This window comes from Pseudomonas sp. Pseusp18 (assembly GCF_059506005.1).
Genome location: NZ_CP169240.1, coordinates 1,386,070 through 1,413,043, shown reverse-complemented (window position 1 = coordinate 1,413,043; position 26,974 = coordinate 1,386,070). Strand labels below are relative to the sequence as shown.

Below are 26,974 nucleotides of genomic sequence, written 5' to 3'. Positions count from 1 at the left end.
TGAAATTCGGCCCCAAAAAAACCCGCCGATTGGGCGGGTTCTTTTGAGGCAGAACGTCAGAGCAGGAAAATCGTCGCCAGCCCAAGGAAGATGAAAAAGCCACCACTGTCGGTCATGGCAGTGATCATCACACTCGCGCCCATTGCCGGGTCGCGCCCAAGCCGCGCCAGGGTCATCGGAATCAACACACCCATCAATGCCGCAAGCAACAGGTTAAGCGTCATGGCGGCGGTCATCACCACGCCCAGGGACCAACTGCCATAAAGCAGGTAGGACACCACACCAATCACCCCACCCCAGACCACGCCATTGATCAAGGCGACCGCCAACTCCTTGCGCATCAACCTCGACGTATTGCCGGTACTGACCTGGTCCAGCGCCATTGCCCGAACGATCATGGTGATCGTCTGATTACCCGAGTTGCCGCCGATACCCGCCACGATCGGCATCAATGCCGCGAGCGCTACCAGCTTCTCGATAGAGCCCTCGAACAGGCCGATCACCCGTGATGCAACGAACGCGGTGATCAGGTTTATCGCCAGCCAGGCCCAACGGTTGCGCAGGGACTTCCAGACTGACGCAAAAATATCTTCTTCTTCGCGCAGACCCGCCATGTTGAGAACTTCGTTTTCGCTCTCTTCACGAATCAGGTCGACCATTTCATCGATGGTCAGACGACCGATCAGCTTGCCGTTCTTGTCGACCACCGGGGCCGAGATCAAGTCGTAACGCTCGAACGCCTGAGCGGCCTCGTAGGCGTCTTCGTCCGGATGAAAACTCACCGGATCGCTGGCCATCACTTCCGAGACCTGTTTATCCGGGTCGTTGACCAAAAGGCGCTTGATCGGCAACACGCCCTTGAGCACGCCGTCGTAATCAACCACGAACAGTTTGTCGGTATGGCTTGGCAACTCTTTGAGACGACGCAGGTAACGCAACACCACTTCAAGACTGACATCCTCACGGATGGTCACCATCTCGAAGTCCATCAGCGCACCGACCTGCTCCTCGTCATAGGACAACGCGGAGCGGACGCGCTCACGCTGTTGAGCATCGAGGGTTTCCATCAGCTCGTGGACGACGTCTCGCGGCAGCTCGGAGGCCAGGTCAGCAAGTTCGTCGGCATCCATGTCCTTGGCCGCCGCCAGGAGCTCGTGATCGTCCATGTCGGCGATCAGGGTTTCACGAACCGAATCGGATACTTCGAGAAGAATGTCGCCGTCGCGGTCGGCCTTGACCAATTGCCAGACGGTCAGACGATCGTCCAGTGGCAAGGCTTCAAGGATGTAGGCAACGTCGGCGGAGTGCAGATCATCGAGTTTGCGTTGCAACTCGACGAGGTTTTGCCGGTGAACCAGGTTCTCGACCCGATCGTGATGCGGACCTTCCTGGCGATGAGTCAGGTCTTCGACCACCCGCTGGCGCTGCAGCAGCTCAACGACTTGAGCAAGGCGGTCCTGCAAGCTTTCCTGCGTTTTCTTTACTTCAACTTCAGACATAGGCGAACTCCACTCCCAGCAGCGGGGCACGCCGGAAGGATCAATCAGTCAATTCATGATTGTAAAAACGGGGTACTGAGTAACTACTGGGTAAGTCCATGGAGGTATTCCACAAGCCCCGGCGGGGCTGACAGGCGCAATGATAACACCGCCTGACGGTTTTAAACGTGAAAAAATCGCGGCTGAAACAAGCGCTTGCGAGACAAACCTGAGCACTGTCCTGATCCATGGAACTGCGACGACTCATCCTGAAAAGAAAACACACCGCCGTCGAAAAATGTAACGGCTACCCTTGATAAGGACCGTCAAGGAGGACGTCGAATGCCATGGAATGCTGATTATTTTTTGCTTGCCGCCCTGCTCTGCCTGCCGCCCTGGGCGTTTGCTACGACCATCCACCGGTGTGAAGCCCCTGACGGACGCATCACCTTCACGACCTTGAGCTGTACGACCGGAGAAAGCCTTTCACTTCAGGAAGTGCGCACGTTTTTGCCCGGCAGCACCACAGCCCTGATGCCAGAAGCCAAGGCTCGCGAAACATCAAGTATGAAAAACCCAAGGAGAGAGCCGACGGTCGTTGGTCAGTCCGAGGACAAATGTGGAAATCAGCTCAGCGCGAAGGAACGCCGCATCGCGATCATCAATCAGAGAGTGGTTGCCGGCATGAGTCAGCAGGACGTCGAAAGCGCTCTCGGCAAGCCAGACAAAATCAGCACTCGCAATTCAGCCACGAGCTACCGCTACGACAACAAGCGAGGGCGCAGTGCTCACATCGAGTTCGATGAGAAAGGATGTACCAAAGGAAAAGCCAAATCGCAGACGGCAAAAAGCCCGCGTTAAACGCGGGCTTTTTGGTGTTTGGTGCACTCGACAGGATTCGAACCTGTGACCGCTCGGTTCGTAGCCGAGTACTCTATCCAGCTGAGCTACGAGTGCATTTGTGTTTTTATACCAGATCACAACTGGTTGAAGCCAAGTTACTCACATTGCTGCAAACAACTCTTAAATGGTGCACTCGACAGGATTCGAACCTGTGACCGCTCGGTTCGTAGCCGAGTACTCTATCCAGCTGAGCTACGAGTGCATTTGTTGCCGCGCATTATAGGCCGTTAAATCTTTTTGTAAAGCACTTTTTCTAGTAATTTCAACAACTTACCGAAGAAGCCAGATTACAACGTACTAAACAAATAATGGCGGAGAACGGGGGATTCGAACCCCCGACACCCTTTTGAGGTGTACTCCCTTAGCAGGGGAGCGCCTTCGGCCACTCGGCCAGCTCTCCGCAACACGGGGCGTATATTAACCAGCTTTATCCCCGTTTGCAAACATAAAAAACGATAAAAATTAATGGCTTGGTTCTTCGTCCTTCTCTTTCTTGATACGCAGGTAAATTTCCTCACGGTGCACAGCCACCTCTTTCGGGGCGTTGACACCAATACGCACTTGATTTCCTTTAACGCCGAGCACGGTCACGGTGATTTCGCCATCACCAATAATCAGGCTTTCTGCGCACCGACGAGTCAGAATCAGCATACCTTTCTCCTCACGCATTTCATTTCAGGGACAACAGTCTGCAAAAAAAAGGCATTCGACCTACAACCGAAAAGGTCGCAGCCCTACATGCCTGAGTATTGACTAGCGCGAGCAAAAGAACAGTTTTGGTACGCACCATTCAAAAAAACGAAGGGCGCGGTCAGACCGCGCCCTTCGGGGGGAACGCATTACTCGCCCTGTCGGGCCGGCGCGTCCAGTTCGAAAGCTGTGTGCAGGGCGCGCACAGCCAGTTCCAGGTACTTCTCTTCGATCACCACGGACACCTTGATTTCCGAAGTCGAGATCATCTGGATGTTGATGCTTTCTTTCGCCAGCGATTCGAACATGCGGCTGGCCACGCCTGCGTGGGAGCGCATGCCGACGCCAACGATCGATACCTTGGCAATCTTGGTGTCGCCAACGACTTCACGGGCACCGATCTCGCGAGCGGTGTTTTCCAGCACCGATTGCGCCGCCTGGTAGTCGTTGCGGTGCACGGTGAAGGTGAAGTCGGTGGTGTTATCGTGCGCAACGTTCTGCACGATCATGTCGACTTCGATGTTCGCGGCACTGATCGGGCCGAGAATCTTGAACGCCACGCCCGGGGTGTCTGGCACGCCACGGATGGTCAGCTTGGCTTCATCGCGGTTGAAAGCGATGCCGGAAATGATCGGCTGTTCCATGGTTTCCTCTTCATCAATAGTAATGAGGGTGCCCGGACCCTCCTTGAAGCTGTGCAGTACGCGCAGCGGAACGTTGTACTTGCCGGCGAACTCGACCGCACGGATCTGCAACACCTTGGAACCGAGGCTGGCCATTTCCAGCATCTCTTCGAAGGTGATCTTGTCCAGACGCTGAGCCACGGACACCACACGCGGGTCGGTGGTGTAGACGCCGTCGACGTCGGTGTAGATCTGGCATTCGTCAGCCTTCAGGGCTGCCGCCAGTGCCACGCCAGTGGTGTCGGAACCGCCACGACCGAGCGTGGTGATATTGCCGTGCTCGTCGACGCCCTGGAAACCGGCGACAACCACCACACGACCGGCCTTCAGGTCACCGCGAATCTTCTGGTCATCAATCTGCAAAATACGCGCTTTATTGTGCGCGCTATCCGTCAGAATCCGTACCTGGTTGCCGGTGTACGACACCGCTGGCACGCCGCGCTTGATCAGCGCCATGGCCAACAGTGCAATCGTCACCTGCTCACCGGTGGAAACGATCACATCCAGTTCGCGCGGAACCGGTTGGCCGTCGCCACTGATTTGCTTGGCCAGATCGATCAGACGGTTGGTTTCGCCGCTCATTGCAGACAGCACAACCACCAGGTCATCGCCCGCATCGCGGAATTTCTTAACCTTGTCGGCGACCTGCTCGATTCTCTCGACAGTGCCGACTGAGGTGCCTCCAAATTTCTGTACGATCAAAGCCATTTCAAAGCCGCCTCTGCCCATGAAGGGCGCCCAATAATCACTCAAACAGCGTTCTGGCCCGCCACTAGACCGCGGGCCAGGCACACTGCCTTATAAACCCTGCTCTACAAATGGAACAGTCAGGGCCAATGCAGTATCCAGTGCGCCAGCGTCAGTACCACCGCCCTGCGCCATGTCTGGACGACCGCCGCCCTTCCCGCCCACTGCCGCAGCAGCCTGCTTCATCAAATCACCGGCTTTGAGTTGGCCAGTCAGGTCTTTGGTCACGCCTGCAACCAGAACGACCTTTTCCTCATGGACACTGCCGAGCAGGATCACTGCGCGGCCGAGTTTGTTTTTCAGTTGATCGACCAGCGCCAGCAGCGCCTTGCCGTCCTGACCGTCCAGACGCACGGCCAGCACTTTCACGCCTTTGACGTCCAGGGCAGAGGCCGACAGATCGTCGCCCGCCGCGCTGGCCGCCTTGGCCTGCAACTGCTCGAGTTGCTTCTCCAGCAGACGGTTGCGCTCCAGCACAGCCGACAGCTTGTCGATCAGGTTATCGCGGCTGCCCTTGACCAGGTTGGCCGCTTCCTTGAGTTGTTCTTCAGCTGCGTTCAAGTAAGCCAGCGCTGCTGCGCCGGTCACTGCCTCAATACGACGCACACCAGAGGCAACACCGCCTTCGCTGATGATTTTCAGCAAACCGATGTCGCCGGTACGGGTGGCGTGAATACCGCCGCACAGCTCGACGGAGAAATCGCCCATGCTCAGCACGCGTACGCTGTCGCCGTACTTCTCGCCGAACAGCGCCATGGCGCCTTTCTGCTTGGCGGTTTCGATGTCGGTTTCTTCGGTTTCAACCTCGGAGTTCTTGCGAATCTCGGCGTTGACGATGTCTTCCAGCGCCTTCAACTGCTCAGGCTTGATTGCTTCGAAGTGGCTGAAGTCAAAGCGTAGGCGCTGACTGTCGACCAACGAACCTTTCTGCTGAACGTGCTCGCCCAGTACCTGGCGCAATGCGGCGTGCAGCAGGTGAGTCGCCGAGTGGTTCAGCGACGTCGCATGGCGCACTTCGGCATCGACATGAGTCTCCACCGGAGCACCTACGATCAGGCTGCCCGAATCCAGCACACCGTGGTGCAGGAACGCACCGCCGGTCTTGGTGGTGTCGCGCACGTCGAAACGCGCAGCGCCAGCCTGGAGGAAGCCGCAATCACCAATCTGACCACCGGATTCGGCATAGAACGGCGTTTGATCGAGAACGACCACGCCCTCTTCGCCTTCGCTCAGTACGTCAACCGATTGCCCTTCTTTATAGAGAGCAACGATTTTGGCGGAACCGCTGTGAGCGGTGTAACCGGTGAACTCGGTGGCCACATCAACCTTGACCAGGCTGTTGTAGTCCATGCCGAAGGAGCTGGCGGAGCGGGCACGCACGCGCTGGGCTTCCATTTCGCGCTCGAAGCCTGCTTCGTCGATGGTCAGGCTGCGCTCACGGGCGATGTCGCCGGTCAGGTCCATCGGGAAACCGTAGGTGTCGTAAAGCTTGAACACCACGTCGCCCGGCACCACATCGCCTTTGAGTTCAGCCAGATCCTGCTCGAGGATTTTCAGGCCCTGCTCCAGGGTCTTGGCGAATTGCTCTTCTTCGGCCTTCAGCACGCGCTCGATGTGCGCCTGCTGGGATTTCAGTTCTGGGAACGCTTCGCCCATCTCGGCGACCAGGGCCGCAACGATCTGGTAGAAGAAGCTGCCCTTGGCGCCCAGTTTGTTGCCGTGACGGCAAGCGCGACGAATGATCCGGCGCAACACATAACCGCGGCCTTCGTTGGACGGCAGCACGCCATCGGCAATCAGGAAGCCGCAGGAACGGATGTGGTCAGCCACGACTTTCAGGGAAGCCTGATTGTCGTTGGTGCAACCGATGGCCTTGGCCGATGCGCTCAGCAGGCTCTGGAACAGGTCGATTTCATAGTTCGAGTGAACGTGCTGCAGCACGGCACTGATCCGCTCAAGACCCATGCCGGTATCCACCGACGGGGCTGGCAACGGGTGCAACACGCCATCGGCGGTGCGGTTGAACTGCATGAACACGTTGTTCCAGATTTCGATGTAACGGTCGCCGTCTTCTTCCGGCGAGCCCGGTGGGCCACCCCAGATGTCGGCGCCGTGATCGTAGAAAATCTCGGTGCAAGGACCGCACGGGCCGGTATCGCCCATGGTCCAGAAGTTGTCGGAAGCGTACGGCGCGCCCTTGTTGTCGCCGATGCGAACCATGCGCTCGGCCGGTACACCGACTTCTTTGGTCCAGATGTCGTAGGCCTCGTCATCGCTGGCGTAGACGGTCACCCAGAGCTTTTCTTTCGGCAGGTTCAGCCATTTGTCGGAGGTCAGGAACGTCCAGGCAAAGGTAATGGCGTCACGCTTGAAATAATCACCGAAGCTGAAGTTACCCAGCATTTCGAAGAAGGTGTGGTGACGGGCGGTATAACCGACGTTTTCCAGGTCGTTGTGCTTGCCGCCGGCACGCACGCATTTCTGGCTGCTGACGGCGCGGGTGTACGCGCGCTTTTCCTGGCCCAGGAAGCAGTCCTTGAACTGGTTCATCCCCGCGTTAGTGAACAGCAGGGTTGGGTCGTTGCCCGGAATCAAAGAGCTGGAGGCTACACGGGTGTGGCCTTGCTCTTCGAAGAAGCGAAGGAAGGCTTCACGGATTTCTGCGCTTTTCATTAGGTTCTTCCACGGAGGCTGCGGCCAAAGGCCTGTGCGAAACGTCAACAGACGAAGCGACGGCAAAGGGCCGCATTATATCGGCCCTGCGCGCGGGGTACAGCGTGTTTATACGATAGAAACGGTCAATTGGACCGCTAACGCGATCAGATGCGGGAAAACTCGACGAATGTAGCGACGACCTGCTCGATTTGCGCACGGCTGACGTCCATGTGCGTGACCATTCGCAGACGAGCGGCAGCGCTGAGCTTGACCCCGCGTGTCGCGGCGAAGGCCTTGATCGCTTCGGCCTTGTCGCCCATTTTTACGTAAACCATATTGGTCTGCACCGGCTCGACCTCATAACCCGCCGCGCGCAGGCCTTCGGCCAGCAACTGTGCATTGGCATGGTCGTCAGCCAGGCGCTGAACATTATTATCCAGCGCATACAGCCCCGCCGCCGCGAGAATCCCGGCCTGGCGCATGCCGCCGCCGACCATCTTGCGCAAACGCCGAGCCTTGGCGATCAACTCGACCGAGCCGCACAACACCGAACCAATCGGCGCGCCCAGGCCTTTGGACAGACAAACCGAAACAGAATCGAAATGCTGAGTGATCTCCCGGGCATCGACACCCAGCTTGACCGCCGCGTTGTAGAGCCGCGCGCCATCCAGATGCAGCGCCAGGCCATGCTCACGAGTGAAGCGGCGAGCCTGGGCCAGATATTCCAGCGGCAGCACCTTGCCCTGCATGGTGTTTTCCAGTGCCAGCAAACGGGTGCGGGCGAAGTGGAAGTCGTCTGGTTTGATCGCGGCGGCGACTTGCGCCAGGTCCAGCGAACCATCGGCTTGCACTTCCAGCGGCTGCGGCTGGATTGAACCGAGCACCGCCGCGCCACCCCCTTCGTACTTATAGGTGTGGGCCTGCTGACCGACAATGTACTCGTCACCGCGCTCGCAGTGGGCCATCAAGCCCAGCAGGTTGCTCATGGTGCCCGTCGGAACAAACAGCGCCGCGGCAAAACCCAGTCGTGTTGCCAGCTCGGCCTCCAGACGATTGACCGTCGGATCTTCGCCATAAACGTCGTCACCGGTGGCCGCATTGGCCATCGCGTCGAGCATCCCTGCGGTCGGTTGAGTGACGGTGTCGCTGCGAAGATCGATAACGCTCATGAATCTGGCCTCGGTTAACAGGGGAAAAATCCGTTTCGGAAAGGAATTACTGCGGTCATGCCGACATTTAATCAAGCCTTGGACGAGGAAAAGGCGCTTTATGCCTTCGGAAAACCCGATAGCAATCATCAGAAAGCAGCCATGCACGCCCCGTAAATATGTGTTAAAAACGCTTCGCCGCCAAACAATCTGGCGGCAAAAACGTTCTCAGGGCGGGGTGTAACTCCCCACCGGCGGTAATTGCGCGCAATGCGCATAGCCCGCGAGCGCTTGGCGACAGGCACGGCAATAGCTGTGATGGCGACAAGGTCAGCAGACCCGGTGTGATCCCGGGGCCGACGGTCATAGTCCGGATGAAGAGAGAACGGGATTGACATCAGAGGGCCGTCCGCAGCTCGTGCGAGCGTGCGTACCCTTAAATCCCATTCGATTCATAACGCCCTGTTTTTCACACAAACAGGAGTCAGAACATGCAACCCACCGCAATCGATAGCAAAAGCAAAAACCATCAGGGCGAGCGCGTCGCGTTCATCCAGGCCTGCTGGCACAAGGAAATCGTCGATCAAAGCCATAAAGGCTTCGTCGCTGAAATGATTGCCCAGGGTTATCAGGAGTCGGACATCGATTTCTTCGAAGTCGGCGGCGCCTTTGAGATTCCGCTGCACGCCAAGTTGCTGGCCAAGTCCGGTCGTTATGCCGGCATCGTCGCCGCGGGCCTGGTGGTCGATGGCGGTATCTATCGCCACGAATTCGTCGCCCAGTCGGTGATCAGCGGCCTGATGCAGGTTCAGCTGGAAACCGAAGTGCCAGTGTTCTCGGTGGTTTTGACCCCGCACTACTTCCATGCCGGCGAAGAACATCAGAAGTTCTTCTTCGAGCATTTCGTGCATAAAGGTCAGGAAGCGGCGAAGACGTGTGCAGATACGCTGCACAAGACTCGCGCATTGCGCCGCAGCGAGCCTCGCGCGGTAGCTGTCTAAACACCGATAAAACCTGTGGGGGCGAGCTTGTGTGGCGAGGGGGCTTGCCCCCGTTGGGTCGCGAAGCGGCCCCCGGCTTGGGTTCAGACCTATCTGGATTTACGACTGCTTCGCAGCCGAACGGGGGCAAGCCCCCTCGCCACAGAGGCCCGCTCCCACATTTGACGGGTGTTGTGCCTAGACCAGGTTTTCGTCGGTGGTCGGTACGATCAGGATGCCGGCGCGCAGGCCGTTCTTGACCCTGGGGTTCGGGAAGATGATCCGGGCGCCCTGCTCTTCGACGATCCAGCGGGTATTGGCAATATCCTCGGCCAGCACATAACCCACTTTCAATTCCGAAAAGTTTTCGATGTCCGCCGGCAGGTTCAGGCGGAAGTTATCGCTGTGCTTGATGACTTCCCGCGACACGCTGAACAACTGCAAACCATCCAGCCCGTCGTCGGTCATTGGCGGCTCGGTGCCTTCGATAATCTGCTTCAGGCGGGTTTCCAGCAGGCTGACGTTGACCCCTTCGTTCTGCCCGAACGGCCGGGCCTTGCCCAGCTCCAGGGTGAAGGACTCGGCATCGAGCTTGTCGTAGGTGTAGGAACTGAAGACGATGGACGGTTTGTTCTGCAACAGCACCGCCTCCATGCCGGCGGCGCGCAGGCGAGCCAGTTCCAGGCGTGAATGCTGACGACCTTCTTTCCAGGGATACAAAGCGAACTGCTCGATTTTCGAGCCACGGATCGCCGTGTGCAGGTCGTAGTGCAGACGGTTACGGTCCGGCAGGCTGAAGAACGTCGCCGCCAGCCGCTCCAGCTCACAGGCGCGCAAGGCCTCGGAACCGCTGCTTTGTTCGTGACGGCCGTTGAACAGCCGATTGACGTCCTGCTCGATGAAACGCTCACCGCGGCGGATGGCCTCGGGATTGCCGAACAGAAACAGAATACGGGCACGCGGTTTCAAGTCACCGCGGGCAATGTCGTGCAACAGGCGATCGAGCAACTCGATCGGCGCTGTTTCATTGCCATGGATACCGGCCGAAAGCAGCAGATCCAGGCCATTGTCGCGAGCTTCAGGTGGCCGGACTTCCAGCGCACCTTCGCTCAACCAGCGCATCCGTACGCCTTCGACAGTCAGTTGAGTCTTCTCCGCCGGTTCGCGGCCGGCGAGGGTCAGTTCAAGCAGTTTGCCGAGGGCGAGCATAGAGCGGTTTCCTTAGTGGTCGTGATTGCAATCCGGGCCGTGCACGTGGTCCTCATCATCGCCGAGGTCGGCCGGTTCCATCTCCAGTTGCAGACTTACCAGATTAGTCGCCAATGGGCGCAGCAGCAGGTTGGCGTATTCAGCGTCACCCTCTTCGACGTCCACGCCGATCAGCAGCTGGCCACGGCCGTCCTGCTGGATCCACAGCTCTTTGCCTTGCCACATGACCGCGACGCGGGTGCAGGAAGTTTCCAGTTGCGTGCCGTCGGTGTCTTCAAGGATCAGCTGCAGGGTATCGCTCATGTATTTACGCTCTCGTCTGGAGATGTCAATTGATCTGGAATGGATAAACCGCGCCCAGTTTAAGGATTTGCGTCAGTTCATCCAGTGCCGTCCGGCACTCAAGCAACAATTGCGGGTCCGCCAGATCGTTTTCGGTCATGCGGTCGCGGTAGTGCTTTTCGACCCACTCGGTCAATGTGCCGTACAACGGAGCCGTCATGATAACCCCTTGGTTGACGGCCGCCAGTTCGGTTTCGTTGAGGGCGACGCGCAACCGCAGGCAAGCCGGGCCACCGCCGTTCTGCATGCTCTGCTTGAGATCGAAGACTTTCACTTCGCGGATCAGGCCGCCAGAGCTGGTCAGGCCTTGCAGGTACTGCCAGACACGTTCGTTGCCATGGCATTCTTCCGGCACGATCAACAACATGGAGCCGTCAGGACGCGACAGCAGTTGGCTATTGAACAGGTAGGAACGAACGGCGTCTTCCACGGTGACCGCGGAGCGCGGTACGCAGATCGACTGAAATTTCCCACCGACTTTTGCCAGTTTGCCTTGCAGCTCAGCGAGCATCTGGTCGGTGTCGAGGAAGGCGTCCTCGTGATAGAACAGCACCTCGCCGTTGCCCACGGCGATCACGTCGTTATGGAACACGCCCTGATCGATCACCGAAGGGTTCTGCTGGGCGTAGACCACGCCGTCATCGCTCAAGCCGTGCAGGCGAGCGACGGCCTGGGAGGCTTCGAGGGTCTGGCGCGCCGGGTACTTCTGCGGGGACGGATAACGGGTGTCGAACGCGCTACGACCGAACACGAAAAACTCGACGCCGGCTTCACCGTAGTCACGGCAGAAACGGGTGTGGTTGGCCGCGCCTTCGTCACCAAACTGCGCCACGGCCGGCAACGCGGCGTGATGAGCAAAGTGTTTCTGGTCAGCGAACATCGCGCCCAGCACGCGACTGGTGGTCGGGTGCTCGATGCTGCGGTGGTATTTGCAGTTCAGGTTAGCGGCGGTGAAATGCACACGACCGTCGGCGGTGTCGGCACTCGGGCTGACCGTGGCGGCGTTGGCCACCCACATGCTCGACGCCGAGCAACTGGCAACCAGCAGCGGCATCGCGTCTTTGGCGGCTTGCTCGATCACTTGCGCGTCGGTGCCACTGAAACCCAAGCGACGCAGGGCGGCCACGTCAGGGCGTTCCTGTGGTGCGAGCACGCCTTGCTGAAAGCCCATATCCATCAGCGCTTTCATTTTCGCCAGACCTTGCAGCGCCGCTTCCTTCGGGTTCGAGGATTGCTGGCTGTTGCTCTGGGAGGCGACGTTGCCGTAGGACAGGCCACCGTAGTTATGGGTCGGCCCCACTAGACCGTCAAAATTGACTTCAAAGGATTTCATCAGCGAGGCTCCACAAGAATCTGTTGTTATAGGCTGCTACTAGGGTCTGTCTTACGACATGCGCACGCCGGGCGTAAGGGCCGCTGGCAAGGTCAGGCTCGGGGTTTCCAGCGAGGCCACCGGGTACGCGCAGTAATCCGCCGCGTAGTAGGCGCTGGCGCGGTGGTTGCCCGAGGCGCCGACGCCGCCGAATGGCGCGCTGCTCGCCGCACCGGTCAGCTGCTTGTTCCAGTTGACGATACCGGCGCGGCTTTCCAGCCAGAACTGCTGATAACGCGCTTCGGAATCCGACAGCAGGCCAGCCGCCAGGCCATAAGCGGTGTCGTTGGCTTCAGCGATCGCCGCTTCAAAATCAGCGTAGCGGATCACTTGCAGCAGCGGGCCGAACAGCTCTTCGTCTGGGCGATCGGCAACCGCTGTCACGTCCAGAATGCCCGGGGTCAGCAACGCAGCCTGAGCCTGGGGCTGAGTCATTTCCAGCAGCGCCACGGCGCCGTTGGCCAGCAAATGCTCTTGCGCTTCCATCAGGGCTTTCGCAGCACCGAGGGAAATCACCGAGCCCATGAACGGTGCTGGTTGCTGATCGAACGCACCGACGTCAATGGTCGAGCTGACCGCCACCAGACGCGCCAGCAGCGTATCGCCCCAGGCGCCTTGCGGCACCAGCAAGCGACGGGCGCAGGTGCAACGCTGGCCGGCAGAAATGAACGCAGACTGAATGATGGTGTAAACGGCCGCATCGAGATCAGCGACCTGATCCACCACCAACGGGTTGTTACCGCCCATTTCCAGCGCGAGGATTTTGTCTGGACGACCGGAAAACTGCTTGTGCAGATGATTGCCGGTACGGCTGGAACCGGTGAAGAACAGACCGTCGATGCCCGGGTTCGCCGCCAGGGCGATACCGGTTTCGCGAGCACCTTGCAGCAGGTTCAGCACGCCCGCCGGCAGACCGGCTTCGATCCAGCACTTGACCGTCAGTTCGGCGACTTTCGGTGTCAGTTCGCTGGGCTTGAACAGCACACTGTTACCGGCCAGCAGCGCCGGCACGATGTGACCGTTCGGCAAGTGACCGGGGAAGTTGTAAGGACCGAACACCGCCACCACGCCGTGCGGCTTGTGACGCAATACGGCGGTGGCGTCGCCCAACGGGCCGCTCTTCTCGCCGGTCCGTTCACGGTAGCTCTGTACCGAGATGGCAATCTTGTTGACCATGCTGGTGACTTCAGTCGCCGCTTCCCACAGGGGTTTGCCGGTTTCTTCACCGATGGTGCGAGCCAGTTCGTCGGCGTGATTCTTCAGCGCGGCGGCAAAGGCTTCCAGCACGCTGATGCGCTCTTCCAGGGTTCGGCGGGCCCAGCCCGGGAACGCCTGACGCGCGGTTTGCACGGCCGACTCGACCTGAGCGGCAGTGGCGCCTTCGCCGGCCCACAGCACTTGCTGGGTCACCGGGTTCACCGATTGAAAGCTTTCACCCTGGCCAGCCAGCCATTCACCGGCGATGTATAGCGAATTCATTATTTCGACTCCCGAGCTGCAGACAACGGAACGGCGCGTACTTGATCGCCAGCGTTGAGTTGAAGACGTTTGGCGGTCAGCGGATCAACCACCAGCGTGCCAGCGGCGAAGCGTGCTGGCGCGGCAGTGATCCGGCAGTCTTCGCGCTTGCGGTTATGGATCAGGAACGGCGTGGCGTCATCACCCGGGGTGCCGATGGCCAGCACCAGCGCCTGGCTGTCGCGCACCGCGCGGATCTTGGCGGTTTCGCACTCCACCGCAGGGCCTGCGTCGAAGATGTCGACGTAGCCTTGGTAACTGAAACCTTCACTCTTGAGCATCGCCAGGGCCGGCTCGGTGTCCGGATGAACCTGGCCAATCACGTTGCGCGCGTCTGGCGACAGGAAGCAGGTGTACAGCGGGAATTTCGGCATCAGTTCGGCGATGAACGCCTTGTTGCCCACGCCAGTGAGGTAATCGGCCTGGCTGAATTCCATCTTGAAGAAATGCCGGCCCAGGCTTTCCCAGAACGGCGAACGCCCGGCTTCGTCGGACATGCCGCGCATTTCAGCGATGATCTTGTTGCCGAACAGTTGCGGGAACTCGGCGATGAACAGCAGCCGCGCCTTGGCCAGCATGCGACCGTTGAGGCCACTGCGGTAATCGGCGTGCAGGAACAGCGAGCACAGTTCAGAGTTGCCGGTCAGGTCGTTGGCCAGGAACAGCGTCGGAATTTCGCGGTAGATGTTCAGCTCTTGCGAGGCGCTGACCGTCAGGCCCACCCGGAAGTTGTACCAGGGCTCACGCAGGCCGACGGCGCCGGCAATCGCGGAAATACCCACCACGCGGCCATTGTCGTCTTCGAGTACGAACAGGTAGTCCGCATCGCCCCGCCCGGCGTCGCCGCGGAAGGTTTTTTCGGCCCAGCCAACCCGATGGGCCAGCCGCTCTTCGTTGGCCGGCAAAGTGGTCAGGCCGGTGCCGGTGCTGCGGGCCAGGTCGATCAGAGCGGGTAAATCGCTGCTGCGTACGGGACGAACGATCATGCTATCTCCTCAAACGGGCCGCTTGCGCCACCCGCGAAATTTCGCTGCTTTCCAGACATTTCTCTCCAGGAAGCAGGCGTCAAACCGCCACCAGGCGCACGCTGGCACCTTCACCGACGCCCAAGGCTTCGGCCGCTTCAAGATCCAGGGTCACCGGTTTGCCCGGCGCGTAATCGAGCTCGAGCAACACAGCGCGGTAATCCTGCAACTGGGCATTGGCCACCAGATACTGACGACCGGCACCTTTGACCGGCTCACCGATTTTCACCGGGACTACACGGCTCTGGGCGATCGAACGGATCCCCGAGACGCGGGCATGCAGAGTCGGGCCACCATCGAAAATATCGATGTAGTGATCGGTCTCGAAGCCTTCGCGCATCAGGATGTCGAAGGTGATTTGCGCCCGCGGGTGCACCTGGCCCATCGCCTCTTGAGCGGAGTCCGGCAGCAACGGCACGTAGATCGGGTAATGCGGCATCAGCTCGGCGAGGAACGTGCGGCTCTTCAAACCGCACAGACGCTCGGCTTCGGCGTAGTTGAGGTCGAAGAAGTTGCGACCGATGGCATCCCAGAACGGCGAATCGCCATTTTCGTCGCTGTAACCGACGATTTCGGTCACCACGGAATCGGCAAAGCGCTCCGGATGGCTGGCCACGAACAACAGACGGCCACGGGAGTTGAGCTCCGCCCAAGGCGTGCCCACCAACTCCCTCTGCACATAGAAACTGGTCAGCAAGCTGTTGCCGGTCAGGTCGTGGCACTGGGAGAGCACGTGGATCTTGTTGTGAATCTTCAGCTCGCGGGAGGCGTGCACGAACGTTTCGTTTCGAAAGCTGTAGAACGGCTCGGAATAACCGGCCGAGGCAACGATGGCCGAACAACCGACCAACTTGCCGGTGGCGGTGTCTTCGAGGACAAAGAAATAGCTCTCTTCACCGTTGAAGCTCACTTCGGCGGCGAACGAGGCTTCGCTTGCGGCGATCTTGTCGCTCAGGCGTTCAACGTCATCCGGCAAGGAAGTGACACCAATCGGGCTGTCCGCAGCCAGACGCTGTACCTCGCCCAGATCAGCCATTTGCGCGGGGCGCATCACCAGCATGGTGTCACTCCTTTCTTAACATCAGGTTGGCGAATTGCGCCAACTCGGGGAAAAAAATGCCGGGCAGGCCCGGCACAGGAAATAATCTCAACGCCTATCTATTACGATAGGCGCTGAGGAGCACTGTATGAATCAGGCTTGCGTCAGCTTGGCCACGGCGCGTTCGAAGCGGTCCAGACCGGCATCGATATCGGCGTCTTCAACCACCAGGCTTGGCGCGAAACGAATCACATCCGGGCCGGCTTGCAGAATCATCAGGCCTTCACGCTCGGCGGCGTTGAAGATGTCCTTGGCCTTGCCTTTCCAGGCGTCGCTCAGCACGCAACCAAGCAGCAGGCCCAGGCCACGGACCTGAGTGAAAAGGCCGTATTTCTCGCCGATCTGCTCAAGACGGGACTTGAACTTGTCGTGCTTGGTTTTGACACCGTTCAGCACTTCGGGCGTGTTGATCACATCGATCACTGCTTCAGCGACAGCACACGCCAGCGGGTTACCGCCGTAAGTGGTGCCATGGGTGCCGACAACCAGATGTTTAGCCAGGTCTTCAGTGGTCAGCATCGCTGCGATCGGGAAACCGCCGCCCAGGCTCTTGGCACTGGTCAGGATGTCCGGGGTCACGCCGTAATGCATGTAGGCGAACAGCTCACCGCTGCGGCCCATGCCGGTCTGGACTTCGTCGAAGACCAGCAGCGCGTTGTGCGCATCGCACAGTTCACGGGCGCCTTGCAGGTAAGACAGCTCGGCCGGCAGTACGCCGCCTTCGCCCTGGATCGGCTCCAGCACCACCGCGCAGGTCTTGTCGGAAACAGCGGCTTTCAGCGCGGCCAGATCGTTGTAAGGCACGTGGGTGATGCCGGTGATCTTCGGACCGAAACCGTCGGAATACTTCGACTGGCCACCAACGTTCACGGTGAACAGGGTACGGCCGTGGAAGCTGTTGAGCGCGGCAACGATTTCGTACTTCTCGGTACCGAAACGGTCATGGGCCACGCGACGGGCCAGCTTGAAAGCGGCCTCGTTGGCTTCGGCGCCGGAGTTGCAGAAGAACACACGATCGGCAAACGTGGCGTCGACCAGCTTATGGGCCAGGCGCAAGGCCGGCTCATTGGTGAACACGTTGGACACGTGCCACAGCTTGTTCGCCTGTTCGGTCAATGCAGCGACCAGCGCCGGGTGCGCATGGCCCAATACGTTAACGGCAATCCCGCCGGCGAAGTCGATCAGCTCGCGGCCAGACTGGTCCCAAACACGGGAACCGGCGCCACGCACAGGAATGAAAGCGGCAGGCGCATAGTTGGGAACCATTACCTGGTCAAAATCGGCGCGTTCTACCGCAGCGTGCTCAACGGACATCGGAGTCTCCTGATGAGGAACACTCGCCTGAAACTGGCGAGCGATGAGGGGATTGTAAGGACAGTTTTCAGCCCGGCCTTGCCGCCAAGCGACAACTTCTTATAGCGCAAACACCGGTTTTGCCCGGGTTTACGGCAATGCGACAAATACCGTCGCAAAGGCGCAGTTTAAACTGTCGACACAGGTTATAGGCAGGGTTGTCGGACAGTGCGGTAATTATGTACCGCACCAGACACATCATGATCTGTTTTGCTGGCGGCCAATCAAAACGCTAAGGGAATAGCGCATGAGCCGATACGAAAATGATCGCCCTTCCACTGTCGCCGTCAGTGAATCCACCACACAACCGGACGATCACTACCATCACCTGTTCAATAATCTGCCGAGCTGGGTATTAGAAGCCTCGCCTGGTACACGTAGCGCCCTCAAACAAGCCTCGCTTGCGGTGCCGGACTGGCATGGCACCGCGACGCCGTCGCAATATGAATCGCTGAAAAAACTCAGCCAGGAACACTGGACCCATCGAAATCGCCTGGATTCGATGCTGTCGAAGCTGCAAAACGCACGAGACTTTGCCGCCCCCCTTTTGAGCGCAGCCCTGAAAACCCGGTTTGACCTGGAACTGGATGTCAAAACCACTTTCCTGCGCCTCTACATGCCTCAAACAGTGCCCTTATTCGGGATCAAGACGGGCGCTGCGCGTACCTGGACCGTCTCGCTGCTCGATGCCTGCCTTCATAATTTTCAGGAATCGGAAACCGCAGCGGATGCTTATGAGTCCGCCTCGACGTTCATCACCGAACCGTCGCCCACAGGGCAGTTCGAGACACTGCCGATGGTCAAGCAGAAAATCACCGTCGCAGCCTTTGCCCTGTTGTGCCGGGAACTGGATATCGGCGCCCAGTACACCACTTACCTTGAAGACAATCTGGGGCTGACCAATCCGGTGGCCGCAGCGGTGTTGAAATCGAAGGTGATCGGTTCGCACAAAACCGCACTCAAGTCCGCACTGCAAATGGCGCACATCCGTCGCGACATTCCAGAGGACGCCCGTCTCTCGATCCTGCGCATTGTGGAAGGACGTCCGGGCGCGCGACTGGATGGTCAGCCGCTTTATTGTCACGACCTGACAATAATGTCCTCCTCACTGACCGGCATCGTCATGTTCACGCCGAAGCTTGACCGGGCACGCAAGGCAACGCGGGTCATCGCCTACATCCCGGACGATCCGGAGCATCCTCTCAAGCAATACCCAGACACACTGGCGTTCCTGAACGAGCTAACCCGCAAGCTGCGCGCTCCCGCTTACCAAACGTTCTTCAGTCGCTTCGTCGACCACAAAGAAAGGGGACATTTTTTTGCTGATCTCAATCGTCGCCTCCAGAGCGTAACCTGGCACCCACACCAGCATGGCGACCCAATGCCGAGTTGGCGCGAAACACCCATCGACAGGCCCAACCTCCGGTTTTCGATGACCCCGTTCAGAGCGGACCTGTGGAACCATCTCCATCAGCGGCAACTGAACAAGATCCTCAACGACGCCAGCACGCTCGCCGTCTCCACCGCCTCCGCCGACCGAAACGCACGGTGGGCATTGTGGGATGCCTTCAGCAAAGTGGCCTCGACACTCCTTGAAATCGCGACATTTGTTGCGTTGCCTTTTGTTCCGTTTCTTGGCGAATTGATGCTGGCCTATATGGCCTACCAGTTACTCGACGAGACCTTCGAAGGCATCGTGGACCTGGCCATAGGGCTGAAAACAGAAGCGCTGGGGCACTTGATGACGTTCGCCGAAACAGTGGTCCAGATAGGCACCTTCGCAGTGGGCGGCGCCATCGCTGCCGGCGCCTTCAGTCGCCTGCTTTCGCGCGAAGCTATCGGGCTTATCGCCCCATTCAAACCCATCACGACACCTGAGGGAAAAACCCGTTACTGGCAGCCGAATCTCACACCTTACGAACAAACACTCAGTTTGCCCGAAGGATCAAAACCCGATCAGCTTGGCCTCTATCGTCACGGGGGCAAGACACTGCTGCCACTGGAAGAAAAACTGTATGCCGTGAAACCTGATCACACGTCGGGTGCATTTCAAATTGAGCATCCGAACCGGGCCGATGCTTATCAACCGACTCTACTGCATAACAACCACGGCGCCTGGCACACAGAGCTGGAACAACCGTTGAACTGGGACCGGGAAAAGGTCATGCGTCGCCTCGGCCATAGTGTTGAATCGTTCAGCAGCGCCGAGCGCGAGCAAATCCTGCGGATCAGCGGTTACCACGACAACGTAGTGCGTGAAACGCATGTCGAGCGGTATCGCCCGCCTTCGCTGCTGACAGACACGATCAAGCGCTTCAGGATCAATCGGGACATTGAAACCTTTATCGAACAGATCGGCAGCGACCAACCCGAGGACTATCGAAAGGCCGATCCGGCCATGCAATATCAACTGCTGAGCCGATACGACTCATGGCCTGTCGATACTCCTGTGCCGGCACTGGAAACCCAAACGCAAACACTCCGACAGCAGACTGCGGATCTCGCCCTGAGGTACCGCAAATCGCTGTTCGAAATGCGCTACCGCGCAGAGGAAAAAACGGATAACCCGCAAGTTCAGCAACTGCTCGACGAGGTGCAGGGACTACCGACCGATATTGCACAAGAGCTGGTGAGCAATGCCACCGGCACCGAATTACGGCAGCTCCACAACAATCGCATGCCCCAACGCCTCAAGGACGCGGCACAAAAAGCCATGGAAGCCGTACGCGCAACCCGAGCCTGTGAAGGCCTTTATTCCGAAGCTCTGGAAACCACCGATACCCATCGGCTGGCCTTACATAGCCTGAACTCATTGCCCAACTGGCCTGCCGAGCTGCGTATCGAGGTGCGGGATTATTCCCATGAAGGGACCGTGCGCGACAGCATTGGTCAGCCCGATGCGCCGACACTTCAAACGCTGGTGCGTGCCGAAGACGGGACCTACCAGGCTCACCAGGACAGTGAATCAGTACCCGGTGATTTCTATCAGGCCCTCTTTCAGGCGCTGCCGGATGCACAACGCAATGCACTGAGCCCTTCACCTGGAGACGCCCGGACATTCAAACAACGCATCGCCGAGCACGCTCTGGAGCAACCGGCATTACGCGCATTGTTCGCAAAAAATCCCCATCGCAAACCCTACTATGACCCCACCACCATGCGCTTGCCCGGTGGCACGCAGGGCTATAGTCGAGCCAGCCGCGAGACACCTACGCTTAATGACCGGGTTCGAGATGTTTACCCCAACCTGTCTCAAGAGCAATTGCAGTCCATAGTCCAGGCATTGCAGAGTCACCCCGATGGCGCTCGCGTTGAACTCTCACGCCTGAATAGAGAGCTGGTCCGACTGCATCAGGACCTGGGCACCTGGATCAATGAGGCGCCCACTGTTCATCCTGAAACCGGACGCCCTCTCAGTGAGCTGGATCAACAAGCCGAGAGAAACAATCGCAAGTTGCTGGCTCAGGAAATCCAGCGCAGTTGGCGACGACAGACCGAACGGGACTTCGACACACCGGATGGCACTAGCCGGTATACGCTCAAGTTTGCAGAGCCGATAATCGGTGACTTGCCGTCAATAAATGCAGATTTTGCTCATGTGTCGCTGCTATCCCTGGAGGGCAACCATACCGTGCAGGGTATTCCAGCGTTTCTACAGCGATTCAGTGGATTGCGCCGCCTGGAGTTACGCCGTTTTTCCCTGACCACCCTCCCCGACGCTATCCCTCGAATGACAGACCTTCACGCCCTGGTTCTAAGCGATTGCGGCATCAGGATTGACGCGGCCACATGGTCGAAACTGACTTCATTGAAGAAGCTGGCCTCGCTGGATCTGTACAAGAATCCGTTTGAAACCGCACCCCACATCGACACAATGAGCGAACTGACTCACCTGGATCTGAGCGCTACCGACCTGTCCGAAATTCCGGCCGGCGCCCTGCAACACCCAAGGCTCGACACCCTTCTGCTGACGAACAACCGTATCAGCGAGTTGCCTGCCGGGTTGTTCGAGAGCTCGTTGTACAACAAGCGTGGCATACACCTCACGCACAATCCGGTTTCCAACAGAGCCCGAGAACTGATCAAGCGACACCACTTCGATACCGCTTACGACATGTCCGTCTATGCCCCCGAGGCGGACATTGATCGCGTCACTGCGCTATACCCCGGCATGGACGTCGAGCAAGCGAGTCAGTTTGTCTACGAATTGCCGGGCACGCTGGAGGAAGGCCGCACCTATCTGACACGCCTTGAAGAAGAACTTGCTCAATTGAGAAATGACTTGTCTGTCTGGGCCACCGACGTTCCGGACCTACACCCAGTTACGGGCGCCCTCTTCGATGCCAACCAACTGGCTGTCGAACAAGCCAACCGTGACCAATTCAAACAGCTTCTTGAGAGGTGCTGGCAGCATGAATCCGAACTGGATGATTTCAACGACGCCCTTGAGCCCACGTTCGAGCTCACGTTCCAATCCATCATCAACGGAGACCTGCCGAGCCTGAGAGCCGACTTCAACCATGTGTCGGCGCTGGAACTTCGGGGTGCCAACGGTGCGCCCCGTATCGGGCGCTTTCTGGATTCCTTCCCCAACCTCAAAAGCCTCAGGCTGCGCGAGTGCAACCTGGGCAACATTCCTGATGCGGTATTCAAGATGAGCCAACTGAGATCGTTGTCATTGCCCGACTGCTACATCAGTTTGTCACCGGAGTCGACAAACGCATTAGCGGGAATGGAACAACTTGAGTATCTCGATCTGGGCCACAACCCTCTGGGGCAAACACTGGATGTGAGCCAGATGCCGAGTCTGGCGACCGTCCTGCTAAATGACACCGGTCTCACCGAAATACCACATGGCCTGTTACAACTGACTGAACTGGATTGGGCAGACCTGAGCGAAAACGCAATCACCGAAGTCCCCAGTGACATTCTGGAAATGCCATTGGACATCGCGGAGAACATTAGCCTGAGAGGCAATCCGCTTTCCGAGGAGAGCCTGTTACGGCTGATCGACTACTTTGAAGGCACGGCTGCGGATTTCGGCGTGGAAGCAGTCATCAATCGAGGCGAAATGGAGATTTCATCCTCCGACAGCTCCGCGATGGACGAGTAACACAGCCTTTAGCTCCGAGCGTGGAGCACTTGTTCACCCGCGCTCGGACGGCACCGACGACAACTCGAACGGGCTGCTGCTGCGCCGCTGGTTGCGATCTTCCCTCGGCGTAGCGCCGAAGAAGTTGCGGTAGGCACTGGAGAAATGCGGCCCTGAAGAGAAGCCACACGACAGGCCGATCTGGATGATCGACTTGCTGGTTTGCATCAACATCTGCCGGGCCTTGTTCAGGCGCAGTTCCAGGTAATACTGGCTCGGCACGCGGTTGAGGTATTGCTTGAAGATCCGCTCCAGCTGCCGACGCGATACGCACACATGCTGAGCGATTTCGTCGGTGGTCAGCGGCTCTTCGATGTTGGCTTCCATCAGCAACACCGCCTGAGTGAGCTTCGGATGGCTGGAACCCAAGCGGTTCTGCAAAGGAATACGCTGGCGCTCGCCGCCCTCGCGAATGCGTTCGACCACCAATTCTTCCGACACCGCACCGGCCAGTTCGGCGCCGTGATCGCGGGCCAGCACCGCCAGCAACAGGTCGAGCACCGACATGCCGCCGCACGCGGTCAAGCGGTCACGATCCCAGTCGAACAGGTGACTGGTGGCAATCACCTTCGGGAAACGCTCGGCGAAATCGTCCTGCCAGCGCCAATGCACGGCAGCGCGATAACCATCGAGCAAACCCAGTTGCGCCAATGGGTAAACACCGGCGGACAATCCGCCGATCACACAACCGGCGCGCACCAGTTGTTTCAACGCACTGCTGAGCGGCGGCGCGAGAGAAGTCGGCGGCTCATCGGCGAGCAGGAACAGTTTCTGAAAGTTTTCGAGCTTGCCGGCCCATGGCTCACCGGGCAGTTGCCAGGCGCCGTCGGTCGGCGGTTCGGCCTGCAAAAACGACAATTCGTAAACAACGTCCGGGTGCACACGCTGGGCAACACGCAAGGCCTCCTCAGCCAGCGCAAGCGTCAGAGCTTTAGTGCTGGGCCAAATCAGGAAACCAATTCGATGGGCAGTCATGGGCAGGCGATCCGAAACGAAGAACAATGATGAAGGCATGGGCCAATGCTAGCCCGTAAATGAACACAAATCGCAAAACCAGCAAAGATCAAATGTAGGAGCTGGCTTGCCGCCCCCCTGTAGGAGCTGTCGAGTGAAACGAGGCTGCGATCTGTTGATCTTGAAAATCAAAAGTCAAAAGATCGCAGCCTCGTTTCACTCGACAGCTCCTACAGGGGATCGGGGCCAGCCTTCAGGCTGCGAAGCATGCACTATCCCGGTGCGCAACGGCAGTTCTGATTATTTCAAGCTGCCCGAGAGGAATTGTTGCAAGCGTTCCGACTGCGGATTGACCAGCACTTCGCGCGGGTTGCCGCTTTCTTCGACGACGCCTTTGTGCAGGAACACCAGCTGGTTCGACACTTCACGGGCAAAGCCCATTTCGTGCGTCACCACCACCATGGTCCGGCCTTCCTGCGCCAGGGCCTGCATGACTTTCAGCACGTCACCGACCAATTCGGGGTCGAGGGCCGAGGTCGGTTCGTCAAACAGCATCACTTCGGGTTCCATCGCCAGCGCACGGGCAATCGCCACACGTTGCTGCTCGCCACCGGACATGTGGCCCGGGTAGGCGTCCTTGCGATGAGCCACGCCGACCTTGTTCAGGTAGTGCTCGGCTTTCTCGCGGGCTTCGGCCTTGGACACACCGAGCACATGCACCGGCGCTTCCATGATGTTTTCCAGCGCGGTCATGTGCGACCACAGGTTGAAATGCTGGAACACCATCGACAGGCGCGAACGCATGCGTTGCAGCTGTTTCGGGTCGGCGGCTTTCAGCGCGCCGTCCTTGTTGGCGACCAGCTTCAGCTCTTCGTTGTTGAGCAGAATCTTGCCCGCGTGCGGCTGCTCGAGCAGGTTGATGCAACGCAGGAAAGTACTTTTGCCGGAGCCACTGGAGCCGATGATGCTGATCACATCGCCAGCCGCCGCTTTCAGGGACACGCCCTTGAGCACTTCGTGACTGCCATAGCGTTTATGCAGGTCTTGGACTTCAAGTTTGTACATGCGGTCGGTTCTCACAAAAACAGTCAGTCAGTCGTTGAGCAAGCGCCCGTGACGCAGCGCTTCGCGCCCCGCCACCTTGGCCAGCCAGAAACCGGGTTGGGCGTAACGCAGCCGTTCAATGGCAAACAGCACCCCGGACGTACCAGCACACACCGTGCTGACCCGATCCGCCAGCGGATCGATCACTTCAAAAATCTCGTCGCCTGCTTCAACCCATTCACCGGGTTTACGCAGAAAACTCAGCACGCCAGGATGCGGCGCGAACAGCAATTCGGTGCCTTCGAACGGCATGCCTTCGCACGCGTCTTGCGCAGGCTTCGGCCATTCACCGCCGATCAAGCCTTGCTCGGCGAGGAACGCCAGAATGCCTTCGGCGTGAGCCTGCGCTTCAGCGCGACCGGTATCGGCCTGACCACCCAGTTCAATGGTCGTCGCCAGGCAGGCCAGTGGAATCTGCGCATCCGGGAACAGACGCGACAAACGCAGCCATGGCAGCGAGCATGCTTCGTCAAAGGAACTGCCGCCGGAATCTTCCGCCAGCAGGCCGACCTTGACGTTCAAGTGCGCAGCCAGTGAACGCCAGTGCGACCAGTGTTGCGGCAAGGCGTACATGTGCAGCGCCGCTTCGCAATCGCAATGCAGATCCAGCACCACATCGGCGGTGCAGGCATGGCTGAGCAAGATGCGCTGCATGCCTTGCAACTGGCTGCTCGCCTCTGGCAAAGCCGCCAGGTGATCGCTCATGGCTTGGCGGATCACACGGATATTGGCGTGAGGATCATCACCCAGATGCCCATCGAGTTCGGCGGCCACCGGCGCGCTGAGTTCGACGAAATCCCGGTTGAAGTTCTTACCGCTGCCCGCTTCGAAACGCCCCTGATGGTTACCCTGCAGCAGTTGACCCAGGCCCAATGGATTGGCCACCGGCACCAGTTCGATCACACCGTTGAGCAAGCCTTGGGCTTCGAGTTCGGTCAGGCGCTTTTTCAGCTCCCAGGCCGTGCGCATCCCCGGCAATTCATCGGCGTGCAGGCTGGCCTGGATGTAGGCCTTGCGCTCGCCAGTACCGAAGCGGAACACCGAAATCCGGCGTTCGCTGCCCAGGTGGCTCCACGGCAAAGCATGATCGATACGTTCCATATCAATGCTTCCGCGGGGCCAGATAGCCCAGCCAGCGGTGTTCGGCCATTTTGAACAGGCGCACCAGAATGAACGTCAGGCACAGGTAGAACGCGCCGGCAGTGATGTAGGCTTCGAACGGCAAGTAGAACTGAGCGTTGACCGTGCGCGCGGCACCGGTGATGTCGATCAGGGTCACGATCGACGCCAGACTGGTGGTCTGCAGCATCATGATCACTTCGTTGCTGTACTGCGGCAGCGCCCGGCGCAGGGCCGATGGCAGCAGGATCCGCTTGTACATCTTGATTCGCGACATGCCCATGGCCTTGGCCGCTTCAATCTCGCCGTTCGGCGTGGCGCGCAGGCTGCCGGCGATGATTTCGGCGGTGTAGGCGCTGGTGTTGATCGCGAAGGCCAGGCACGCACAGAACGAGGCACTGGACAGCCATGGCCAGAGGAAGCTTTCACGTACTGTTTCGAATTGCGCCAGACCGTAGTAGATCAAGAACAGCTGCACCAGCATCGGCGTGCCGCGGATCACGTAGGTGAACAGCCAGGCACTCATGTTAACCAGCGGCTGCTTGGAGACGCGCATCAGCCCCAGCGGCAATGCCGCCAGCAAACCGAAGAACAGCGACAGCGCGAGCAGTTTGAGGGTGGTCACCAGCCCGCCGAAGTACAGCGGCAAGGCATCCCAAATGACGTTGTAGTCGAAGATCATAGCTCAGCCGCCCTTACGCCTACCGAGTAGCGCTTCTCAAGATGACGCAATGCCAGCAACGAGACGCTGGTGATCACCAGGTACATCGCCGCCACCGCGAGGAAGAAGGTGAAAGGCTCGCGGGTAGCGTCTGCCGCCTGCTTGGCCTTGAACATCATGTCTTGCAGACCCACCACCGAAATCAGCGCGGTAGCCTTGGTCAGTACCAGCCAGTTGTTGGTGAAACCCGGAATCGCCAGGCGAATCATCTGCGGCACCAACACCCGGAAGAACACCTGAAAACTGCTCATGCCGTACGCCATGCCGGCTTCTGCCTGACCCTTGGGGATCGCCATGAACGCGCCACGGAAGGTTTCCGACAGGTACGCACCGAAGATGAAGCCCAGGGTGCCGATACCGGCGGCCAACGGGTTCAGGTCGATGTAGTCGTCATAGCCGAGCATCGGCGCAACGCGGTTGAGCAGGTCCTGGCCGCCGTAGAAAATCAGCAGGATCAGCACCAGATCGGGAATACCGCGGATCACCGTGGAATACAGATCGCCCAGCCAGGCCAGCCAGCGCACCGGCGACAGACGCAGCGCAACGCCGATCAGCCCCAGGACGATGGCCAGGGCCATGGACGACAAGGCGAGCTGAAGCGTCAGCCATGCGCCATCGAGGATGACAGCCCCGTAGCCTTTCAACATGATTCAGGTCCTCGAAAGTTGGGATGAAAAAATGGCGCAAACCTCAGAGATCCTGTTGCTTGCGCCATTTCGGAC

At 58.9% G+C, this 26,974-nt stretch carries 20 protein-coding genes, 3 tRNA genes and 1 riboswitch; of the genes, 3 read left to right on the top strand and 20 right to left on the bottom strand.

The window, feature by feature from the left end; translation table 11 throughout:
* Positions 1-56: 56 nt before the first annotated feature.
* Entirely contained in the window at positions 57-1,499 is a 1,443-nt protein-coding gene (mgtE, locus tag ACEN9A_RS06220) for a magnesium transporter (protein WP_018926381.1), read from the bottom strand.
* A 321-nt stretch (positions 1,500-1,820) separates the two neighbouring features.
* Between mgtE and ACEN9A_RS06215 the strand changes: the two genes are divergently transcribed.
* Positions 1,821-2,339, top strand: a complete 519-nt coding sequence (locus tag ACEN9A_RS06215) for a cell envelope protein SmpA (protein WP_258672686.1) — start codon at positions 1,821-1,823, stop codon at positions 2,337-2,339.
* Between the two features lie 19 nt (positions 2,340-2,358).
* On the opposite strand, the gene ACEN9A_RS06210 is transcribed toward ACEN9A_RS06215, so the two are convergent.
* The 7 genes from ACEN9A_RS06210 to ltaE all read right to left on the bottom strand — a co-directional run bounded on the left by ACEN9A_RS06210 (position 2,359) and on the right by ltaE (position 8,325).
* Positions 2,359-2,435, bottom strand: a tRNA-Arg gene (locus tag ACEN9A_RS06210).
* 71 nt (positions 2,436-2,506) lie between these two features.
* Positions 2,507-2,583, bottom strand: a tRNA-Arg gene (locus tag ACEN9A_RS06205).
* Positions 2,584-2,690: 107 nt separating this feature from the next.
* A tRNA-Ser gene (locus ACEN9A_RS06200) sits at positions 2,691-2,781 on the bottom strand.
* A 62-nt stretch (positions 2,782-2,843) separates the two neighbouring features.
* Entirely contained in the window at positions 2,844-3,032 is a 189-nt protein-coding gene (csrA, locus tag ACEN9A_RS06195; protein WP_002554426.1) for a carbon storage regulator CsrA, read from the bottom strand.
* Positions 3,033-3,220: 188 nt separating this feature from the next.
* The gene (locus tag ACEN9A_RS06190) at positions 3,221-4,462 is read right to left on the bottom strand and encodes an aspartate kinase (RefSeq protein WP_007934911.1); all 1,242 of its coding nucleotides are present in this window, start codon (positions 4,460-4,462) and stop codon (positions 3,221-3,223) included.
* A gap of 90 nt (positions 4,463-4,552) precedes the next feature.
* Positions 4,553-7,174 (bottom strand): alanine--tRNA ligase, encoded by a 2,622-nt coding sequence (alaS, locus tag ACEN9A_RS06185; protein WP_019582890.1) that lies wholly within the window; start codon positions 7,172-7,174, stop codon positions 4,553-4,555.
* A 146-nt stretch (positions 7,175-7,320) separates the two neighbouring features.
* A complete protein-coding gene (gene ltaE / locus ACEN9A_RS06180) occupies positions 7,321-8,325 on the bottom strand; it encodes a low-specificity L-threonine aldolase (protein WP_258672684.1) in 1,005 nt (334 codons plus the stop codon).
* Positions 8,326-8,524: 199 nt separating this feature from the next.
* Positions 8,525-8,695, top strand: a riboswitch (FMN riboswitch).
* 100 nt (positions 8,696-8,795) lie between these two features.
* Between ltaE and ACEN9A_RS06175 the strand changes: the two genes are divergently transcribed.
* Positions 8,796-9,305: a 6,7-dimethyl-8-ribityllumazine synthase gene (locus ACEN9A_RS06175; protein ID WP_413388474.1), complete on the top strand. Its 510-nt coding sequence runs from the start codon at positions 8,796-8,798 to the stop codon at positions 9,303-9,305.
* A 177-nt stretch (positions 9,306-9,482) separates the two neighbouring features.
* Here ACEN9A_RS06175 and astE read toward each other — a convergent pair whose 3' ends face one another.
* The 7 genes from astE to ACEN9A_RS06140 all read right to left on the bottom strand — a co-directional run bounded on the left by astE (position 9,483) and on the right by ACEN9A_RS06140 (position 17,163).
* Positions 9,483-10,493, bottom strand: a complete 1,011-nt coding sequence (gene astE, locus ACEN9A_RS06170; RefSeq protein WP_019651769.1) for a succinylglutamate desuccinylase — start codon at positions 10,491-10,493, stop codon at positions 9,483-9,485.
* 12 nt (positions 10,494-10,505) lie between these two features.
* Positions 10,506-10,796 (bottom strand): hypothetical protein, encoded by a 291-nt coding sequence (locus ACEN9A_RS06165; RefSeq protein ID WP_018926388.1) that lies wholly within the window; start codon positions 10,794-10,796, stop codon positions 10,506-10,508.
* Positions 10,797-10,821: 25 nt separating this feature from the next.
* On the bottom strand, positions 10,822-12,168 hold the full coding sequence (astB, locus tag ACEN9A_RS06160; protein ID WP_064616458.1) for an N-succinylarginine dihydrolase: 1,347 nt from the start codon (positions 12,166-12,168) through the stop codon (positions 10,822-10,824).
* Positions 12,169-12,219: 51 nt separating this feature from the next.
* The gene (gene astD, locus ACEN9A_RS06155) at positions 12,220-13,689 is read right to left on the bottom strand and encodes a succinylglutamate-semialdehyde dehydrogenase (RefSeq protein WP_258674147.1); all 1,470 of its coding nucleotides are present in this window, start codon (positions 13,687-13,689) and stop codon (positions 12,220-12,222) included.
* Positions 13,686-14,711, bottom strand: a complete 1,026-nt coding sequence (gene astA / locus ACEN9A_RS06150) for an arginine N-succinyltransferase (protein WP_019651765.1) — start codon at positions 14,709-14,711, stop codon at positions 13,686-13,688. Before astA ends, astD begins: the two co-directional genes overlap by 4 nt.
* A 79-nt stretch (positions 14,712-14,790) precedes the next feature.
* A complete protein-coding gene (gene aruF, locus ACEN9A_RS06145; RefSeq protein ID WP_007934901.1) occupies positions 14,791-15,810 on the bottom strand; it encodes an arginine/ornithine succinyltransferase subunit alpha in 1,020 nt (339 codons plus the stop codon).
* A gap of 132 nt (positions 15,811-15,942) precedes the next feature.
* Complete coding sequence (locus ACEN9A_RS06140) at positions 15,943-17,163, bottom strand: aspartate aminotransferase family protein (RefSeq protein ID WP_019651764.1); 1,221 nt, start codon at positions 17,161-17,163, stop codon at positions 15,943-15,945.
* 286 nt (positions 17,164-17,449) lie between these two features.
* Here ACEN9A_RS06140 and ACEN9A_RS06135 point away from each other — a divergent pair, with 286 nt between their 5' ends.
* Positions 17,450-22,315 carry a dermonecrotic toxin domain-containing protein gene (locus tag ACEN9A_RS06135; protein WP_258672679.1) on the top strand — a complete coding sequence of 1,622 codons (4,866 nt, stop codon included), beginning with the start codon at positions 17,450-17,452 and terminating at the stop codon, positions 22,313-22,315.
* Between the two features lie 33 nt (positions 22,316-22,348).
* On the opposite strand, the gene ACEN9A_RS06130 is transcribed toward ACEN9A_RS06135, so the two are convergent.
* From ACEN9A_RS06130 to ACEN9A_RS06110, 5 genes are all read right to left on the bottom strand, one after another.
* On the bottom strand, positions 22,349-23,329 hold the full coding sequence (locus ACEN9A_RS06130) for a GlxA family transcriptional regulator (RefSeq protein WP_007934898.1): 981 nt from the start codon (positions 23,327-23,329) through the stop codon (positions 22,349-22,351).
* 279 nt (positions 23,330-23,608) lie between these two features.
* Complete coding sequence (locus ACEN9A_RS06125; RefSeq protein ID WP_007971015.1) at positions 23,609-24,373, bottom strand: ABC transporter ATP-binding protein; 765 nt, start codon at positions 24,371-24,373, stop codon at positions 23,609-23,611.
* Between the two features lie 27 nt (positions 24,374-24,400).
* Entirely contained in the window at positions 24,401-25,513 is a 1,113-nt protein-coding gene (locus ACEN9A_RS06120; protein ID WP_258672677.1) for a succinylglutamate desuccinylase/aspartoacylase family protein, read from the bottom strand.
* A gap of 1 nt (position 25,514) precedes the next feature.
* Positions 25,515-26,213 (bottom strand): ABC transporter permease, encoded by a 699-nt coding sequence (locus ACEN9A_RS06115; RefSeq protein ID WP_018926395.1) that lies wholly within the window; start codon positions 26,211-26,213, stop codon positions 25,515-25,517.
* A complete protein-coding gene (locus tag ACEN9A_RS06110; RefSeq protein WP_007934894.1) occupies positions 26,210-26,899 on the bottom strand; it encodes an ABC transporter permease in 690 nt (229 codons plus the stop codon). The genes ACEN9A_RS06115 and ACEN9A_RS06110 overlap by 4 nt, the downstream gene beginning before the upstream one ends.
* Positions 26,900-26,974 lie beyond the last annotated feature (75 nt).

What these genes read in the sequence shown, in the direction of transcription:
- mgtE (WP_018926381.1), bottom strand. Translation starts at nt 1,499, where the DNA reads ATGTCTGAAGTTGAAGTAAAGAAAACGCAGGAAAGCTTGCAGGACCGC.
- ACEN9A_RS06215 (WP_258672686.1), top strand. Translation starts at nt 1,821, where the DNA reads ATGCCATGGAATGCTGATTATTTTTTGCTTGCCGCCCTGCTCTGCCTG.
- csrA (WP_002554426.1), bottom strand. Translation starts at nt 3,032, where the DNA reads ATGCTGATTCTGACTCGTCGGTGCGCAGAAAGCCTGATTATTGGTGAT.
- ACEN9A_RS06190 (WP_007934911.1), bottom strand. Translation starts at nt 4,462, where the DNA reads ATGGCTTTGATCGTACAGAAATTTGGAGGCACCTCAGTCGGCACTGTC.
- alaS (WP_019582890.1), bottom strand. Translation starts at nt 7,174, where the DNA reads ATGAAAAGCGCAGAAATCCGTGAAGCCTTCCTTCGCTTCTTCGAAGAG.
- ltaE (WP_258672684.1), bottom strand. Translation starts at nt 8,325, where the DNA reads ATGAGCGTTATCGATCTTCGCAGCGACACCGTCACTCAACCGACCGCA.
- ACEN9A_RS06175 (WP_413388474.1), top strand. Translation starts at nt 8,796, where the DNA reads ATGCAACCCACCGCAATCGATAGCAAAAGCAAAAACCATCAGGGCGAG.
- astE (WP_019651769.1), bottom strand. Translation starts at nt 10,493, where the DNA reads ATGCTCGCCCTCGGCAAACTGCTTGAACTGACCCTCGCCGGCCGCGAA.
- ACEN9A_RS06165 (WP_018926388.1), bottom strand. Translation starts at nt 10,796, where the DNA reads ATGAGCGATACCCTGCAGCTGATCCTTGAAGACACCGACGGCACGCAA.
- astB (WP_064616458.1), bottom strand. Translation starts at nt 12,168, where the DNA reads ATGAAATCCTTTGAAGTCAATTTTGACGGTCTAGTGGGGCCGACCCAT.
- astA (WP_019651765.1), bottom strand. Translation starts at nt 14,711, where the DNA reads ATGATCGTTCGTCCCGTACGCAGCAGCGATTTACCCGCTCTGATCGAC.
- aruF (WP_007934901.1), bottom strand. Translation starts at nt 15,810, where the DNA reads ATGCTGGTGATGCGCCCCGCGCAAATGGCTGATCTGGGCGAGGTACAG.
- ACEN9A_RS06140 (WP_019651764.1), bottom strand. Translation starts at nt 17,163, where the DNA reads ATGTCCGTTGAGCACGCTGCGGTAGAACGCGCCGATTTTGACCAGGTA.
- ACEN9A_RS06135 (WP_258672679.1), top strand. Translation starts at nt 17,450, where the DNA reads ATGAGCCGATACGAAAATGATCGCCCTTCCACTGTCGCCGTCAGTGAA.
- ACEN9A_RS06130 (WP_007934898.1), bottom strand. Translation starts at nt 23,329, where the DNA reads ATGACTGCCCATCGAATTGGTTTCCTGATTTGGCCCAGCACTAAAGCT.
- ACEN9A_RS06125 (WP_007971015.1), bottom strand. Translation starts at nt 24,373, where the DNA reads ATGTACAAACTTGAAGTCCAAGACCTGCATAAACGCTATGGCAGTCAC.
- ACEN9A_RS06120 (WP_258672677.1), bottom strand. Translation starts at nt 25,513, where the DNA reads ATGGAACGTATCGATCATGCTTTGCCGTGGAGCCACCTGGGCAGCGAA.
- ACEN9A_RS06115 (WP_018926395.1), bottom strand. Translation starts at nt 26,213, where the DNA reads ATGATCTTCGACTACAACGTCATTTGGGATGCCTTGCCGCTGTACTTC.
- ACEN9A_RS06110 (WP_007934894.1), bottom strand. Translation starts at nt 26,899, where the DNA reads ATGTTGAAAGGCTACGGGGCTGTCATCCTCGATGGCGCATGGCTGACG.